The organism is Kitasatospora purpeofusca (assembly GCF_000718025.1).
Lineage (GTDB): Bacteria > Actinomycetota > Actinomycetes > Streptomycetales > Streptomycetaceae > Kitasatospora > Kitasatospora purpeofusca.
In genome coordinates, this window is the sequence record NZ_JODS01000014.1 from 39,511 (window position 1) to 51,983 (window position 12,473).

Annotated in this window: 12 protein-coding genes; 5 read left to right on the forward strand and 7 right to left on the reverse strand. The window is 74.9% G+C overall.

Going from position 1 to position 12,473, the window contains the following annotated elements:
* Positions 1–21 precede the first annotated feature (21 nt).
* From IF01_RS0120485 to IF01_RS0120495, 3 genes are all read left to right on the forward strand, one after another.
* Entirely contained in the window at positions 22–1,107 is a 1,086-nt protein-coding gene (locus tag IF01_RS0120485) for an ABC transporter ATP-binding protein (protein WP_030394914.1), read from the forward strand.
* A 102-nt stretch (positions 1,108–1,209) separates the two neighbouring features.
* Positions 1,210–1,884, forward strand: a complete 675-nt coding sequence (locus tag IF01_RS0120490) for an HAD family hydrolase (protein ID WP_030394915.1) — start codon at positions 1,210–1,212, stop codon at positions 1,882–1,884.
* Positions 1,885–1,890: 6 nt separating this feature from the next.
* Positions 1,891–2,211 (forward strand): DMT family transporter, encoded by a 321-nt coding sequence (locus IF01_RS0120495; RefSeq protein WP_030394916.1) that lies wholly within the window; start codon positions 1,891–1,893, stop codon positions 2,209–2,211.
* Between the two features lie 30 nt (positions 2,212–2,241).
* Here the strand turns inward: IF01_RS0120495 and IF01_RS0120500 are convergent, their stop codons facing one another.
* Together IF01_RS0120500 and IF01_RS0120505 are read right to left on the reverse strand one after the other, a co-directional pair.
* Positions 2,242–3,144, reverse strand: a complete 903-nt coding sequence (locus IF01_RS0120500; protein ID WP_244215578.1) for a formylglycine-generating enzyme family protein — start codon at positions 3,142–3,144, stop codon at positions 2,242–2,244.
* 160 nt (positions 3,145–3,304) lie between these two features.
* Positions 3,305–4,732 (reverse strand): sulfatase family protein, encoded by a 1,428-nt coding sequence (locus tag IF01_RS0120505; RefSeq protein ID WP_030394918.1) that lies wholly within the window; start codon positions 4,730–4,732, stop codon positions 3,305–3,307.
* Between the two features lie 497 nt (positions 4,733–5,229).
* On the opposite strand from IF01_RS0120505, the gene IF01_RS0120510 reads away from it, so the two are divergent.
* On the forward strand, positions 5,230–5,895 hold the full coding sequence (locus IF01_RS0120510; RefSeq protein WP_375340989.1) for an HAD family hydrolase: 666 nt from the start codon (positions 5,230–5,232) through the stop codon (positions 5,893–5,895).
* Between the two features lie 60 nt (positions 5,896–5,955).
* Here the strand turns inward: IF01_RS0120510 and IF01_RS0120515 are convergent, their stop codons facing one another.
* From IF01_RS0120515 to IF01_RS0120530, 4 genes are all read right to left on the reverse strand, one after another.
* Positions 5,956–6,639 (reverse strand): phosphonatase-like hydrolase, encoded by a 684-nt coding sequence (locus IF01_RS0120515; RefSeq protein WP_030394920.1) that lies wholly within the window; start codon positions 6,637–6,639, stop codon positions 5,956–5,958.
* 36 nt (positions 6,640–6,675) lie between these two features.
* Positions 6,676–7,797, reverse strand: coding sequence for a TIGR03364 family FAD-dependent oxidoreductase (locus IF01_RS0120520; protein WP_030394921.1), 1,122 nt, complete (start codon positions 7,795–7,797; stop codon positions 6,676–6,678).
* Positions 7,798–7,933: 136 nt separating this feature from the next.
* On the reverse strand, positions 7,934–8,446 hold the full coding sequence (locus IF01_RS44105; RefSeq protein ID WP_149030379.1) for a pyridoxamine 5'-phosphate oxidase family protein: 513 nt from the start codon (positions 8,444–8,446) through the stop codon (positions 7,934–7,936).
* A gap of 246 nt (positions 8,447–8,692) precedes the next feature.
* The gene (locus IF01_RS0120530) at positions 8,693–9,433 is read right to left on the reverse strand and encodes a phosphatase PAP2 family protein (RefSeq protein WP_341845496.1); all 741 of its coding nucleotides are present in this window, start codon (positions 9,431–9,433) and stop codon (positions 8,693–8,695) included.
* Positions 9,434–9,907: 474 nt separating this feature from the next.
* Between IF01_RS0120530 and IF01_RS0120535 the strand changes: the two genes are divergently transcribed.
* Positions 9,908–11,410 carry a GAF domain-containing protein gene (locus tag IF01_RS0120535; RefSeq protein ID WP_051755770.1) on the forward strand — a complete coding sequence of 501 codons (1,503 nt, stop codon included), beginning with the start codon at positions 9,908–9,910 and terminating at the stop codon, positions 11,408–11,410.
* 104 nt (positions 11,411–11,514) lie between these two features.
* Here IF01_RS0120535 and IF01_RS45720 read toward each other — a convergent pair whose 3' ends face one another.
* Complete coding sequence (locus tag IF01_RS45720) at positions 11,515–12,018, reverse strand: SsgA family sporulation/cell division regulator (RefSeq protein WP_157855300.1); 504 nt, start codon at positions 12,016–12,018, stop codon at positions 11,515–11,517.
* Positions 12,019–12,473 lie beyond the last annotated feature (455 nt).

Sequence of the window (12,473 nt, forward strand, 5' to 3'; positions counted from 1 at the left end):
AACCCCCCGGAGTCACCCATCATGACCACGGCCATCTCCCCCGTCACCGGCGCCACCCACTCCACCGGCAGCGCGACCGTCGAGTTCCGCTCGCTGCGCCGCACCTTCGGCGCCACCACCGCGCTGGACGGCCTCGACCTGACCGTCCGGCCCGGCGAGCTGCTCGCCCTGCTCGGCCCGTCCGGCTGCGGCAAGACCACCGCGCTGCGCATCCTGGCCGGCTTCGAGCAGCACGACTCGGGCCAGGTGCTGGTCGACGGCAAGGACATCACCGCGATCCCCGCGCACAAGCGCGACGCCGGCATGGTGTTCCAGTCCTACAGCCTGTTCCCGCACCTGACCGCCGCCGACAACGTCGCCTTCGGCCTGCGGATGCGCGGCGCCGGCAAGGCCGAGCGGCTCAAGCGCGCCAAGGAGCTGCTGGAGCTGGTCGGCCTGCCGCAGCACGCCGGCCGCTACCCGCACCAGATGTCCGGCGGCCAGCAGCAGCGCATCGCGCTCGCCCGCGCGCTCGCCCTGCAGCCGCGGGTCCTGCTGCTCGACGAGCCGCTGTCCGCGCTGGACGCCAAGGTGCGGCTGTCGCTGCGCGAGGAGATCCGCCGCCTCCAGCAGGAGCTGGGGATCACCACCCTGTTCGTCACCCACGACCAGGAGGAGGCGCTGTCGATGGCCGACCGGGTCGCCGTGCTGCGGTCCGGCCGGCTGGAGCAGTGCGCCGCCCCCGCCGAGCTGTACGCCCGCCCGGCCACCGCCTTCGTCGCCGAGTTCGTCGGCACCATGAGCCGCATCCCCTGCGAGCGCTCCGGCGAGGGCGTCGAGGTCCTCGGCCGCCGCCACGCCGTGGACGGCGCGCTGCCCGCCGACGGCTCGCTCCAGGTGCTGGTCCGCCCGGAGAACGTCCGGCTGACCCCGGACGAGCACGGGGTGGCCCTGGTCGTCTCGGCGTCCTTCCTGGGCGCGGTCACCCGCCTCACCGTCCGCCTGAACGACCGCACCGAGGTCAAGGCCGACCTGCCCACCGAGGCCGCCGCCGGCCTGCCGGTCGGCTCGCGCGCCGCGCTGACCCTGCCGGAGCGCCCGGTCCTGGTCGACCGGCGTACCGTCTGAGCCGCACCCGACGGCCCGGTCCGACTGAACCACCCACCCACCGGGCCGGGGCCGCATGTCCCGACCCGTCCACCCTCCGCGTGCACCACCGAAGGTACCGCCATGCCTGAAACTCCCCCACCCGCCGCCGTCCTCTTCGACATGGACGGCACCCTCGTCGACACCGAGCACCTCTGGTGGGAAGCCGCCGCCGAGCTCGCCGACGAACTGCGCCACCCGCTCACCGAGGCCGACGCGCCCGAGGTGCTCGGCCGGGCGATCGAGCACACCGCCGCCCACCTCCACCGGGTCAGCGGCACCGCCCTCAGCGAGGCCGAGCTGGCCGACCGGCTCGGCGACTCCTTCGCCGGCAAGGTCGCCGCCGAGACCGTCCCCCGCCCCGGCGCGCTCGCCCTGCTGGCCGAGCTGCGCGACGCCCGGGTGCCCACCGCGCTGGTCTCCGCCTCCCCCCGCCGGGTGGTCGACATGGTGCTGGGCACCATCGGCCGGGACTGGTTCGCGGTCACCCTGGCCGCCGAGGACACCCCGCGCACCAAGCCCGCCCCGGACCCGTACCTCGCCGCCGCGGCCCGGCTCGGCCTGGACCCGGCGGTCTGCGTCGCCGTCGAGGACACCCCGACCGGGGTCGCCTCCGCCTCCGCCGCCGGCTGCGCCGTGCTCGCCGTCCCGTCCACCGGCACCGCGATCCCCGACGGCTCCCGGATCACCCTGCTGGACAGCCTGGAGCACGCGGACCTGGACCTCCTCGGACGGCTCACCGCCGCGCCCGGGGTTTAATGCTCCGTGCCCTACGTACTCCTCGCCCTGGCGATCATCAGTGAAGTCTGTGCCACCAGCTGCCTCAAGCTGACCGAGGGCTTCAGCCGGCTCTGGCCGAGCGTGGGCGTGGCGATCGGCTACGTCCTGTCCTTCGCCCTGCTCGGCCGCGCCCTCAAGCACATACCCGTCTCGGTCGCCTACGCCGTCTGGTCGGGCGCCGGCACCGCCGCCGTGGCCGGCATCGGCGTCGTCGCCTTCGGCGAGTCGCTGGGGCGGATGCAGTGGATCGGCCTCGCCCTGGTCATCGTCGGCGTGGTGGTGCTCAACCTCAAGGGCGGGCACTGACCCCGGTTCCCGACGGCCGACGACGCCGGTTCACCCCGCGTCGGCGGCCACCCGGAAGCCGATGTTGCCGGCCGAGCTGTCCGGTGTGTTCGAGCTGCGCGCCGCCACCCGGTAGCGGTTGCAGTAGGACTCGTGGCACATGTGGGAGCCGCCGCGCATGACACGGGCCGTGCCGTCCGGCGGGCCGACGGGGTCGTGCCGCCGCTCCCGCCCCGGGCCGGTGCGGTGGAAGTCCGGGCTGAACCAGTCGGCGCACCACTCCCACACATTGCCGACGGTGTTGTACAGCCCGAAGCCGTTCGGCCGGAAGGCCGTCACCGGGGCCGTCCCCCGGTGGCCGTCGGCCGCCGTGTTCAGGGTGGGGAACACGCCCTGCCAGATGTTGCACAGGTGCCGTCCGCCCGGGGTGAGTTCGTCCCCCCACGGGTAGCGGGCCTGCTCCAGCCCGCCGCGGGCCGCGTACTCCCACTCGGCCTCGGTGGGCAGCCGGGTGCCCGACCAGGCGCAGTACGCCTGCGCGTCGTGCCAGGAGACGTGCACCACCGGATGGTTCTGGCGGGTGGTGACCGAGGAGCCCGGCCCCTCGGGCGCCCGCCAGCTCGCCCCCGCGACCGCCCGCCACCACGGCACCGCGGCCACCGCCGGTGAGGCGGCCGCGAGTCCGGGCTCCAGGAAGCCCTCGAAGACGTAGGAGAAGCCGAAGCTCTCGGCCTCGGTGCGGTGGCCGGTGGCCTTGACGAAGGTGGCGAAGGCGGCGTTGGTCACCGTGGTCGTCGCGATCCGGAACGGGCTCAACTCGACGGCGCGGACCGGGCCTTCGCCGTCGGCGGGGTAGCCGGTCCGGTCGTCCGTGCCCATCAGGAAGCGCCCGCCGGGCAGGCCGGTCAGCTGCCGGGCGACCCGCGAGCCCCGGGGCGGGGCGGCGAGCGTCAGCGCGACGGCGCCCGGGGCGGCGGCGTCGCGGCCGGGGGTGCAGCAGGGCTTGGTGGTCGACACGGGGGGTCCTCGTCCGGTCGGGGCCCGGGGCGGCGGACGGCCGCCGCCCCGGGCGCGTTGGAGTGCGGGGTGCGAACTGCTGGGTGCGGGTGCCGGGTCAGGCGGCCCGGTCGGTCGCCAGCTGCGCCGCCAGCGCCGGTACGCCGAGCGCCTGTTCCTGCTGCGGCGTGGCCTGGTACAGCAGATTGGTCAGCTGGTACGGGTCGGCGGCGAGGTCGTAGTACTCGCGGAACTTCACCTCGCCCGTCCCGGACACCGTGCCGTTGGCGTCGGTGTGCAGCGCGTAGTACTCGGTGTACTGCTTGTCCGCCGCCACGTACGAGGACCAGGTGGGCGGTCCGCCCGCCGCCGTGCCCTGCTTCCACCACTCCACCAGCAGGTGGTTCCTGCTGTACGCGGTGAGCAGCGAGTGCCCGTCCTGCGGGGTGTCGGGGGTGATCCCGGCGGCGTCCAGGATGGTCGGGGCGACGTCGATGTTGGCGACGATCCGGTGGTCGCTGGTGCCCGCGCCGAGCCCGCCGGCCGGCCAGGACAGGTAGAACGGCACCTCGTGCGCCGGGGAGTAGGGCACGGACTTCTTCAGCCAGCCGTGGTCGGCCCAGGTGTAGCCGTTGTCGCCGAGGTAGATGACCAGGGTGTTGTCCAGCTGCCCGAGGGCCACCAGCTTGTCGTGGATCGCCTGCACGGCGTCGTCGACGGAGAGCAGGGTGCGCAGTTGCTTGGTCCGCACGGCCTGGCCGTCGGCGAGGGTGGAGGTGGCGTTCTGGATGTAACCGGGCTTGTCGCTGCGGTCGGCCTCGGGCACCGAGGGGCGGCCGTTCCACGGCGGGACGACCGTGTCCGCGTACTTGGGAGCGGGCACGTTGGGCGCGTGCGAGGCGTACGGGGTGACGTAGGCGAACCACGGGCGGGAGTCGGTGGCGGCCTTGTCGAGGAAGGCCAGGGTGCGGTTCTTGACGATGTTGGTGGTGTACCCGGGGAGGGTCTGGACGGTGCCGTTGACGTTCCAGCTGGCGTCGTTGTAGGCGGGCTGGAGCAGCGCCCACTCCTCGAAGTGCGGCGGATTGTCCGCCAGGGTCCAGGAGTTGAGGTACTTGCCGAACAGTCCGGTGCGGTAGCCGGCCTCCCGGAGGTAGCGCTGGACGGTGGTGTGCTGGTCCAGACTGTGCGAGGCGCCGTTGTTGCGCACGCCGTGGTTGTGGGCGTAGCGGCCGGAGAACACCGAGGACCGCGAGGGCGCGCAGAGCGGCGTGGTGACGTGGCCGTGGGTGAAGCGGACGCCGTGGCCGGCGATCCAGTCCACGGTCTGCGGGGTGGCCCACTCGGTCTGCTTGGGCTGGTCGTCGGTGACGATCAGCAGGATGTTCGGCCGGCCGGCCCCGGCAGCGGCGGCCGGGGCGGCCGCCGCCGTTTGGAGCGCCACCGGGGCGGCGGCGGTGGCCGCCACGGCCGCGGCGCCGGCGAGGAAGCCCCGCCGACCGATCGCGGAATTACCGTTCGGCTCCGAATCACCGATCTCGCTCATTGCCTTGCCTCCATACTGGTCGATGATTCCGGAACACCGTTCGGGGAAATTCCCCGCAGGTGCCACCGGAATTCGTTCACGGGAGGCGGACCACCGGTCGAGGCGACGTCGCACCCGCGCCCCGGACTGAATTCACGGGTACGGAGACTCGCCGGAGATCCGCGGCGAACACCTCGGGGAACCTCACCGACCTGCACGAACGGTGCGGGTGCGAGCCACCCCGGGAAGGTCCGACGCGCTGCGGCCGGTCCCCGTCCACCCGCCCGGGGACCGCCGCCGGCTCACGCCGGAGCGGCCGTACAGAGGGCGCTCGCGAGCCGTCCGAAATCGACGTGCCGGCGAGCAGCCAGGAACTCTCCAGCTGCCATGCGTGCGACTTTAGGAGTTCCCGGCGAGCGCTGGCAATACCCGGGCGCATTTGTGTCGGCGCCGTTTCGGGGATCCGGCGGCAGGTTTCCCCGGGCCGACTCCCGGGCCCTCGCGGCTATCCTCCGACGGTGATCATTCCAGTGGAGCCGATACGGCTCGTCATCTTCGACTGCGACGGCGTCCTGGTGGACAGCGAGCGGATCGCCGCCCGGGTGCAGATCGGCCTCGGCGCCGAACTCGGCTGGCCGCTCACCGAGGAGGAGGTGGTGGAGCGCTTCATCGGCCGCTCGATGGCCTCGATCGACGAGCAGGTCGCCGAGCGGCTCGGCCGGGAGACCGCCGACCGCTGGTGGGCGGAGTTCGTGCGCCGGCACGCCGAGGAGGTGGACGCCGGCCTGGAGCCGGTCGACGGCCTGCCGGAGGCCCTCGACGCGATCACCCTGCCGACCTGTGTGGCGTCCAGCGGCTCGCACGAGAAGATGGCGCACACCCTGGGCCGGACCGGGCTGCACCACCGGTTCGCCGGCCGGATCTTCAGCGCCACCGAGGTCGCCCGGGGCAAGCCCGCCCCCGACCTCTTCCTGCACGCGGCGCGCCGGATGGGGGTGCCGCCGTCGGCCTGCGCCGTCGTCGAGGACAGCGCCCCGGGCGTCCTGGCCGCGCGCGCGGCCGGGATGCGCGCCTTCGGCTACGCGGGCGGCCTCACCCCCGCCGCCCGGCTGACCGGCCCGGACACGGTGGTCTTCGAGGACATGCGCGAACTCCCCGCCCTACTGGCCGCGGTCGGGCCGTAGAACGGGGAGCAGCAGTACCGGGCGGGGCGCGCCTCGCGTCGCGCTCCGCCCGGGTCGGGCTCAGCCGACCGGTCCCAGCAGGGCCGGCAGCTCGGCGACGGACTTCAGCACGTGGGTCGCGCCGTCAGCCCGCAGCCGCTGCTCGTCGTGGGCGCCGGTGAGGACGCCCGCGACCACCGGGGCGCCGGCCCGGACGCCGGTCAGCATGTCGTAGCCGGTGTCGCCGGCCACCGCGATCTGCCGGACCGAGTCGGTCCCGGTGCGCAGCAACGCGGTGAGCGCGAGGTCCGGGTAGGGGCGGCCCCGGCCGGCCTCGGCCGGGCAGAGGGTGAGGTCGGCGATGTCCTGCCAGCCGAGGGCGGCCAGGATGCGGTCCTGGGTGGACCGGGAGAAGCCGGTGGTGAGGACCACCTTGCGGCCCTGGCCGCGGAGTTCGGCGATGGCCTCGGCCGCGCCGGGCAGTGCCTCGCAGTGGCCGGCGTCGACCAGGTCGTGGTACGCGGCCTCGAAGGCGAGGTTGGCCCGCTGGGCCTTCTCCTCCTCGCCGAACAGGTGGCGGAAGACCGAGATCTTGGACTCGCCCATGGTGGCGCGGACGTGCTCCAGCATGGTGGCGTGCTCGGCGCTGCCGGTCTCGACCCCGAGCGAGCCGGCGGCGGCCCCGAAGGCCCGCTCGACCAGGCCGTCGTCGGCCACGGTGGTGCCGGCCATGTCCAGGACGACCAGGCGGATGTCGTTCGACATGTTCAATTCCTTCGACGGGATTGCAGGTGGGCGGAGTTACAGGTCGGCGAGTTCGGCGGTGGTCTCGGCGATCGCGGGCGAGCAGGTCATGCCCCGGCCGCCGGGGCCGGTGACCAGCCAGACGCCGTCGCGGACGCGCTCGCGGTGGACCACCCGGGTGGTGTCGACGCACTGCGCGTAGACGCCGGCCCAGCGGCGGCGGACCCGGGGCAGCGGGCGGCCCAGCAGCTCCTCGGCCACGCCGACCAGGTGGTCGTACGGGTCCTCGACCACGTCGAAGCCGAAGGGGTGGTCGTACTCGTGGGTGTCGCCGATGGTCAGACCGCCGTCCCGGCGCTGGACCATCAGCAGCTGCATCTTGTGCTCGGCGGCGACCGGCGGCTGCGGCTGGACCTCGCGGAGGTGGTCCAGGGCGCCGCCGGCGAAGGCCGGGTAGTAGCGGAAGGAGTCGCCGTCGGCGACCGAGGTGGTCAGCGGCTCGTCCAGCGGGTCGGTCTGCATCATCTGCAGCCGCACCTTGCGGACCGGCAGCTCGGGCGCCAGCTCGCGGACCAGGCCGCCCAGCCAGGCGCCGGTGCAGAGGATCACCAGGTCACCGGTGTGGACGTCGCCGTGGTCGTCGCGGACGGCGTTCTCGCCGACGACGTCGCGGACCTCGCGCCCGGGCAGGAAGGTGTACCGGCCGGTGGCGGTCAGGGCGGCGCGCAGCGCGGGCTGGGCGGTGCGCGGCTCGACCGCGGCGTCCCGCTCGCACCACAGGGCGCCGAGCAGCTTGCCGCGCAGGGCGGGGTTGGCGGCCCGGGTCTGCTCGGCGTCGAGCAGCCGGTAGCCGCGCGCGGCGGCGTCGGGCAGGGTCAGCGCCTGCTCGGCGACGGCGAGTTCGGCCTCGGTGCGGATCGCGGTGAGCGAGCCGTTGGCGCGGAAGCCGAGGTCGGGGACCTGCCCGCCGATCCGCTCCCACAGCTCGCGGGCCCGCAGCGCGGTGTCCAGTTCCTCGCCCTGCGCGCGGCCGCTGACCCAGACCAGGCCGAAGTTGCGCACCGAGGCGCCGCGCGCCTCGGCCTCGCGCTCCAGGTGGACGACCTCGTGGCCGCGCTCGACGGCCTGCCAGGCGTGCATGGTGCCCAGCACGCCTGCTCCTACGACGATGACTCTCATGCGGCCAGGCTGGTGCCGCCAGGTGTCCGAGGGGAGTCCGAGCGGCGGACCGCAGATGAACCGACCGAAAAGTTGTACAGCCAACATGGCGCTGCCCGGGCTCGCGACGACACCCGGACGGACACCCCGGCAGGGATCAGCGCCGCACGGCCGCCCGCAGGTAGTTCCGCCGGCCGAACTTCGGCTCGTCCACCGCTGTCAGCCCCTCCACCTGGAACCGGTACAGCGCCGCCGCCCCGCCACCGGTCAGGAACTGCCGCCGCACCTCCTCGTCCTGCGCGAAGGCCGGGTACCGCCCCTGGTACGCGGCCAGCGCCGACTCGGCCTGCCGCCCCCACGCCTCGCCCGCGCTGCCGGTCAGCTGGAGTCCGCGCAGCTGCTCGCCGAAGACCGGCGGCGGCAGGAACACGGTGGCCGCCGCCCGGGCCTCCTCGGCCAGGTGGTGGCTGTGCCGGGTGGAGCGCTCGCTGACGAAGTAGAGGACGAGGTCGTCGTCGTAGGCGAAGAAGGCGAGGTTGGCGTGCGGGCCGTGCTCGTGGCCGGCCGTCGCCAGGGTGAGCACCATCGCCTCGGCCAGCAGGCCCTCGACGCCCTTGCCGAGCTCCTCGGCCGGCCAGTCCCCCTGGGTGATGTCGAGTCGGTACGGCATGAGCAGCACTTCCCTCCACTGGCACGCCCGGCGCGCGGCGCCCTGGCACGACTGAGCCGGGCGGGTGCCCCCGTCGGGGGCCGCCGCGCCCGGCTCACATGCTCTTCCCAGGCACCCCTGCCGCACAAGGGTCGGGACAGCGTCCGGCCTGCCGGTTCCGTACTGCCCGGTACCGCCGAGTGCCGACCGGTACCGCCGGGCGCCGACCGGTGCGGCCGGACCCCGCCCGGTCCCGCTCAGTCCCGCTCAGTCCCGCTCAGTCCCGACCGGCCGGCCCGGCCCGGCGACCGCCGCCGCGGCCCCCGCGCCCAGCAGCGGCCGCAGCGGACCGGAGCGGGCGTGCGCCACCAGCGGCCCGGCCCGGCCGGCCGCGAGCACCAGCGGCACCGCCACCAGCACGCCGACCACCGCCCCCACCAGCACGTCGTGCGGATAGTGCACCCCGACCCAGACCCGGGAGGCGCCCATCAGCACGGCGGCCACGACGGCGACCGCGCCGATCCGCCGGTCGACCAGGAACAGCGCGGCGGCCGCCGCGAAGGCGATCACGGTGTGGTTGCTCGGGAAGGACCAGTCACCGGGACCGGGGCAGCTCTCCAGGGTGTCCCGCACCCGCAGCTGCGCGCACGGCCGGACCTCCTCCACCAGCCCCTTGAAGCCGGAGTTCACCACGTAGGCGAGCAGCACGACCGGTGCCGAGACCAGCACCCGGGCCATCACCGCCGGCCCGCCGTCGCGTGCCCGCCACCAGGCGGCGAGCATCAGCAGCGCGAAGAGCCCGAGGCCGAGCAGCGACCAGAGCTCGACCAGCCGGTCGAGCCAGTGCGGCGCGGCGTCCGCCCAGCCGACCACCCGGCTGTACAGGCCGCCGGAGATGCCGCTGCCGTCGTACACGGCCAGCTCGTGCACCGGAAGGCCGTGCGCCGGCAGCCCTCGCAGCGCCGCCTCCTGTGCCGCGGCCTCGTACGCCGGGACCGCTGCCGTCACCGGTCGGCACCGGTGTGACGGCGGGCAGGCCGATGACCGAACACTCTGCAAACAATCGGGAGCATGAAGACAACTACTACCAGAACGGCGATCGCCATCGGACTACGGTCGATATCGGGCGCGCCCGAGCCGGACCGCCGTCCGCCCCCCGCACCGGCCGCCGTGACCAGCATTCGGACACGCGCCCCTGCCACGCACCCGTGCGCCGGGCGCGCACCCCGCAGGCCCCGCGCGCCCGCTTGCCGCAGCCCGCCTCGGCCGCTCCGGAACCGGGCACCGGCCCACCGCTCCCGGCCCCTCGCCACACCCCTTCCCACCCCCGGCCGGACACTCGCGGTCATTGGCATGTCCACTCTCATACCGCCGGGTATTCCGAGTTGGCAGACCCCATCCCCAGGAACGGGTGGCGCCCGTACTCTTTCGTCAGCGCGTCGGCCCCGGCGCGCCCTCGAACGGCGGCGAGGAGCGAACCGAGTGCGGCAGCCAGGACGGCAGACCCGACGACCCGAACGTCGTACTCCGCAGACCGCGGCGGAGCTCGCCAAGGTCCACGAGCGCGCCCTCGCCGAGGCCGCCGCCCGCGCCGCCGCCCGCGACACCACCCCCGACGACCCGCCGCTGTCCCAGCCCCGCCCCGAGATCGGCGACTCCTGGGAACGCCTGCGCCGCCTCGGCCTCGACCCGGACGCGGGCGCCGCCGCCGTCCACCTCGGCCCCGCCGAGATCGAGCACCGCCGCCGCACCAGCGGCCTCGACCCGCTGCTCCCCGTCCTCCGCGGCACCCTGCTCGAACAGTCCGGCCAGCCCCCGCTGATCCTCGCCATCGCCGACGCGGACGGCCACATCCTCTGGCAGGAGGGCGAGCGCGGCCTGCGCCGCAGCGCCGACCGGATCGGCTTCCTCACCGGCGCCCGGTGGATCGAGGAGAGCGTCGGCACCAACGGGATCGCCGCCGCCCTGCGCGCCCAGCGGCCGATGCAGGTCCACTCCGCCGAGCACTACCTGCGCAGCCACCACTCCTGGACCTGCGTCGCCGCCCCCGTGCACGACCCCGGCACCGGCCGGCTGATCGGCGCGATCAACCTCAGCGGCCCGGCCCACTCCGTCCGCCCCTACCTGCTCCAGCTGACCGCCACCGCCGCCAAGCTCGCCGAGACCGAGCTGCGCGCCCGCCGCCTCGAATCGCTGCACCACCTGCGCACCCTCGCCGCCCCGATGCTGGCCCGGGTGAACGGGCCCGCCCTGGTCGTCGACGCGGCCGGCTGGACCGCCGCGGCGGCGGGCCTGCCGCCACCGGCCCGGCTGCGACTGCCCGCCGAGGGCTGGAGCACCGCCGCCGTGCACTGGCTGCCCAGCCTGGGCGAGTGCGTGATCGAGCCGCTCGCCGACGGCTGGCTGGTCCGCCCGGTCCCGCTCCGGAGCACCGCCCCGGCCCCGGCCGCAGACCCCGCGGGCCCGCACGGCCCCGACGGCCCCGGAACTCCCGACGGGCCCGGCGGCCTCGGCGGACTGCTCGCCGAGCAGGCCGAGGGCGCCCGGGTCCGGCTCGACCTGCGCCGGCCGGGCAGCCCGGCGCTGTCGGTGCACGGCGCGGCCGGCAGTTGGTCGCACTCGCTCAGCCCCCGCCACGCCGAACTGCTGCTCCTGCTCGCCACCGAACGGAACGGCCTCAGCGCGGCCCAGCTGGCCGACGCGCTGTTCGGGGACCCGGCCAGGACGGTCACGGTGCGGGCCGAGCTGTCCCGGCTCCGCCGCCACCTGGGCGGCCTGCTGGCCCACCGGCCGTACCGCTTCGCTGAATCGGTCCTGGTCGGCGTGGCCGGACCGGAGGACCCGTACGACCTGCTGCCGTCCTCCTCGGGCCCGGCCGTACGCAGGCTCCGCGCGGGGCTCGCGGGCGGCACCGTCCGGCTCCCCGGCCCGCCACCGTTACCGGGAGCGCTGGCTCCGCGCACCGGCCGGCTCCCGCTGGCCTGAGCCCACCGCCGACCCGAGCCCACCGCCGGGTCCGGTCGCCGTCCGTCGGCCCGAGCACCGCCCGTCCGGGCACCGTCCGTCGGCCCGGGGCACCCGCCCCGGGCTCAGCGGCCGCCGGACAGCAGCTCGGTCAGCTCGGCGTCGCTCGGCCCGTGGGCCCGCTCAGCCTCCTCCGAGACAAGCGCGTACGTCCGGTCCAGCCACGCCCGGACCTTCGGCATGGAGACCTCCAGCAGGGCGCTGCCGTGCGGCGATTCCAGCGCCAGGTGCAACGTCGAGCCGTGGCACGGACAGTAGGCCGGCCACAGCTTGACGTCGCCCTGACCGCTCAACGAGCGCAGGCCGTCGCGCAGCAGTTCGCGCGAGAACACCCAGTCGGCCTCGTCCGGCCGCCCCAGATGGAACGTCAGCAGCACCTCGTACGGGCGCGCGGCGTCGAACCGGAACCGCGTACGGACCTCTCCGACCACCTCCTCGCCCAGCGAGATCCGCAGGGACAGCACCTCCTCCACCGCCGCCGGAGCGGCGGTGGAGCCTGCCTCTTCGCCGCCCGTGGGGGTAGCGGCGAGAGGGGCACTGGAGGGTGCTGGCAGCGGGTCGGGCGGCATGACGGTCTCTCCGGGACGGCGTGGAATGCCCCCCAGACTGCGCCACCGCGCGACGGACCGGCAAGGGTTGCAAGGGGGTTGCAATAATCCCCGAACGCTCCCGGGGTCCCTTACCGGCCTTGTCAGACGGACCGTCAACTTCCGCTGGGCAAAGGGTTGTCCACGGATTTGATCCATTCGGTCCGGACTCTGGCCACCGCCCGGGTACCCGCTGCTACGCTCGTCCCCCTGCCGGCGCACGCCCGCGCGCACCCGGCGGACTCCGCACGCGCGGCCCCGGGGGGATGCTCGGGCCGGGCCCGGACGCGTCCCGGACGACGCCCCCCGACCGGATCCCGGTCGGACCGACCGCACCGGGCCGGCCCGGCGGCCGTCCGCCCGGTCGGCGGCACCGGCGCCGCCGTCGGTACGTGGGAGAATGCCGCGACCGCAACGGTGACTTCAGGGGAGGGAGG

Excerpts from the sequence above, each read along its gene's own strand:
- IF01_RS0120515 (WP_030394920.1), bottom strand. The coding sequence starts at position 6,639 with ATGTCGAACGACATCCGCCTGGTCGTCCTGGACATGGCCGGCACCACC.
- IF01_RS0120505 (WP_030394918.1), bottom strand. The coding sequence starts at position 4,732 with ATGAGCGAGATCGGTGATTCGGAGCCGAACGGTAATTCCGCGATCGGT.
- IF01_RS44105 (WP_149030379.1), bottom strand. The coding sequence starts at position 8,446 with ATGCCGTACCGACTCGACATCACCCAGGGGGACTGGCCGGCCGAGGAG.
- IF01_RS0120520 (WP_030394921.1), bottom strand. The coding sequence starts at position 7,797 with ATGAGAGTCATCGTCGTAGGAGCAGGCGTGCTGGGCACCATGCACGCC.
- IF01_RS45720 (WP_157855300.1), bottom strand. The coding sequence starts at position 12,018 with ATGCCGCCCGACCCGCTGCCAGCACCCTCCAGTGCCCCTCTCGCCGCT.
- IF01_RS0120485 (WP_030394914.1), top strand. The coding sequence starts at position 22 with ATGACCACGGCCATCTCCCCCGTCACCGGCGCCACCCACTCCACCGGC.
- IF01_RS0120490 (WP_030394915.1), top strand. The coding sequence starts at position 1,210 with ATGCCTGAAACTCCCCCACCCGCCGCCGTCCTCTTCGACATGGACGGC.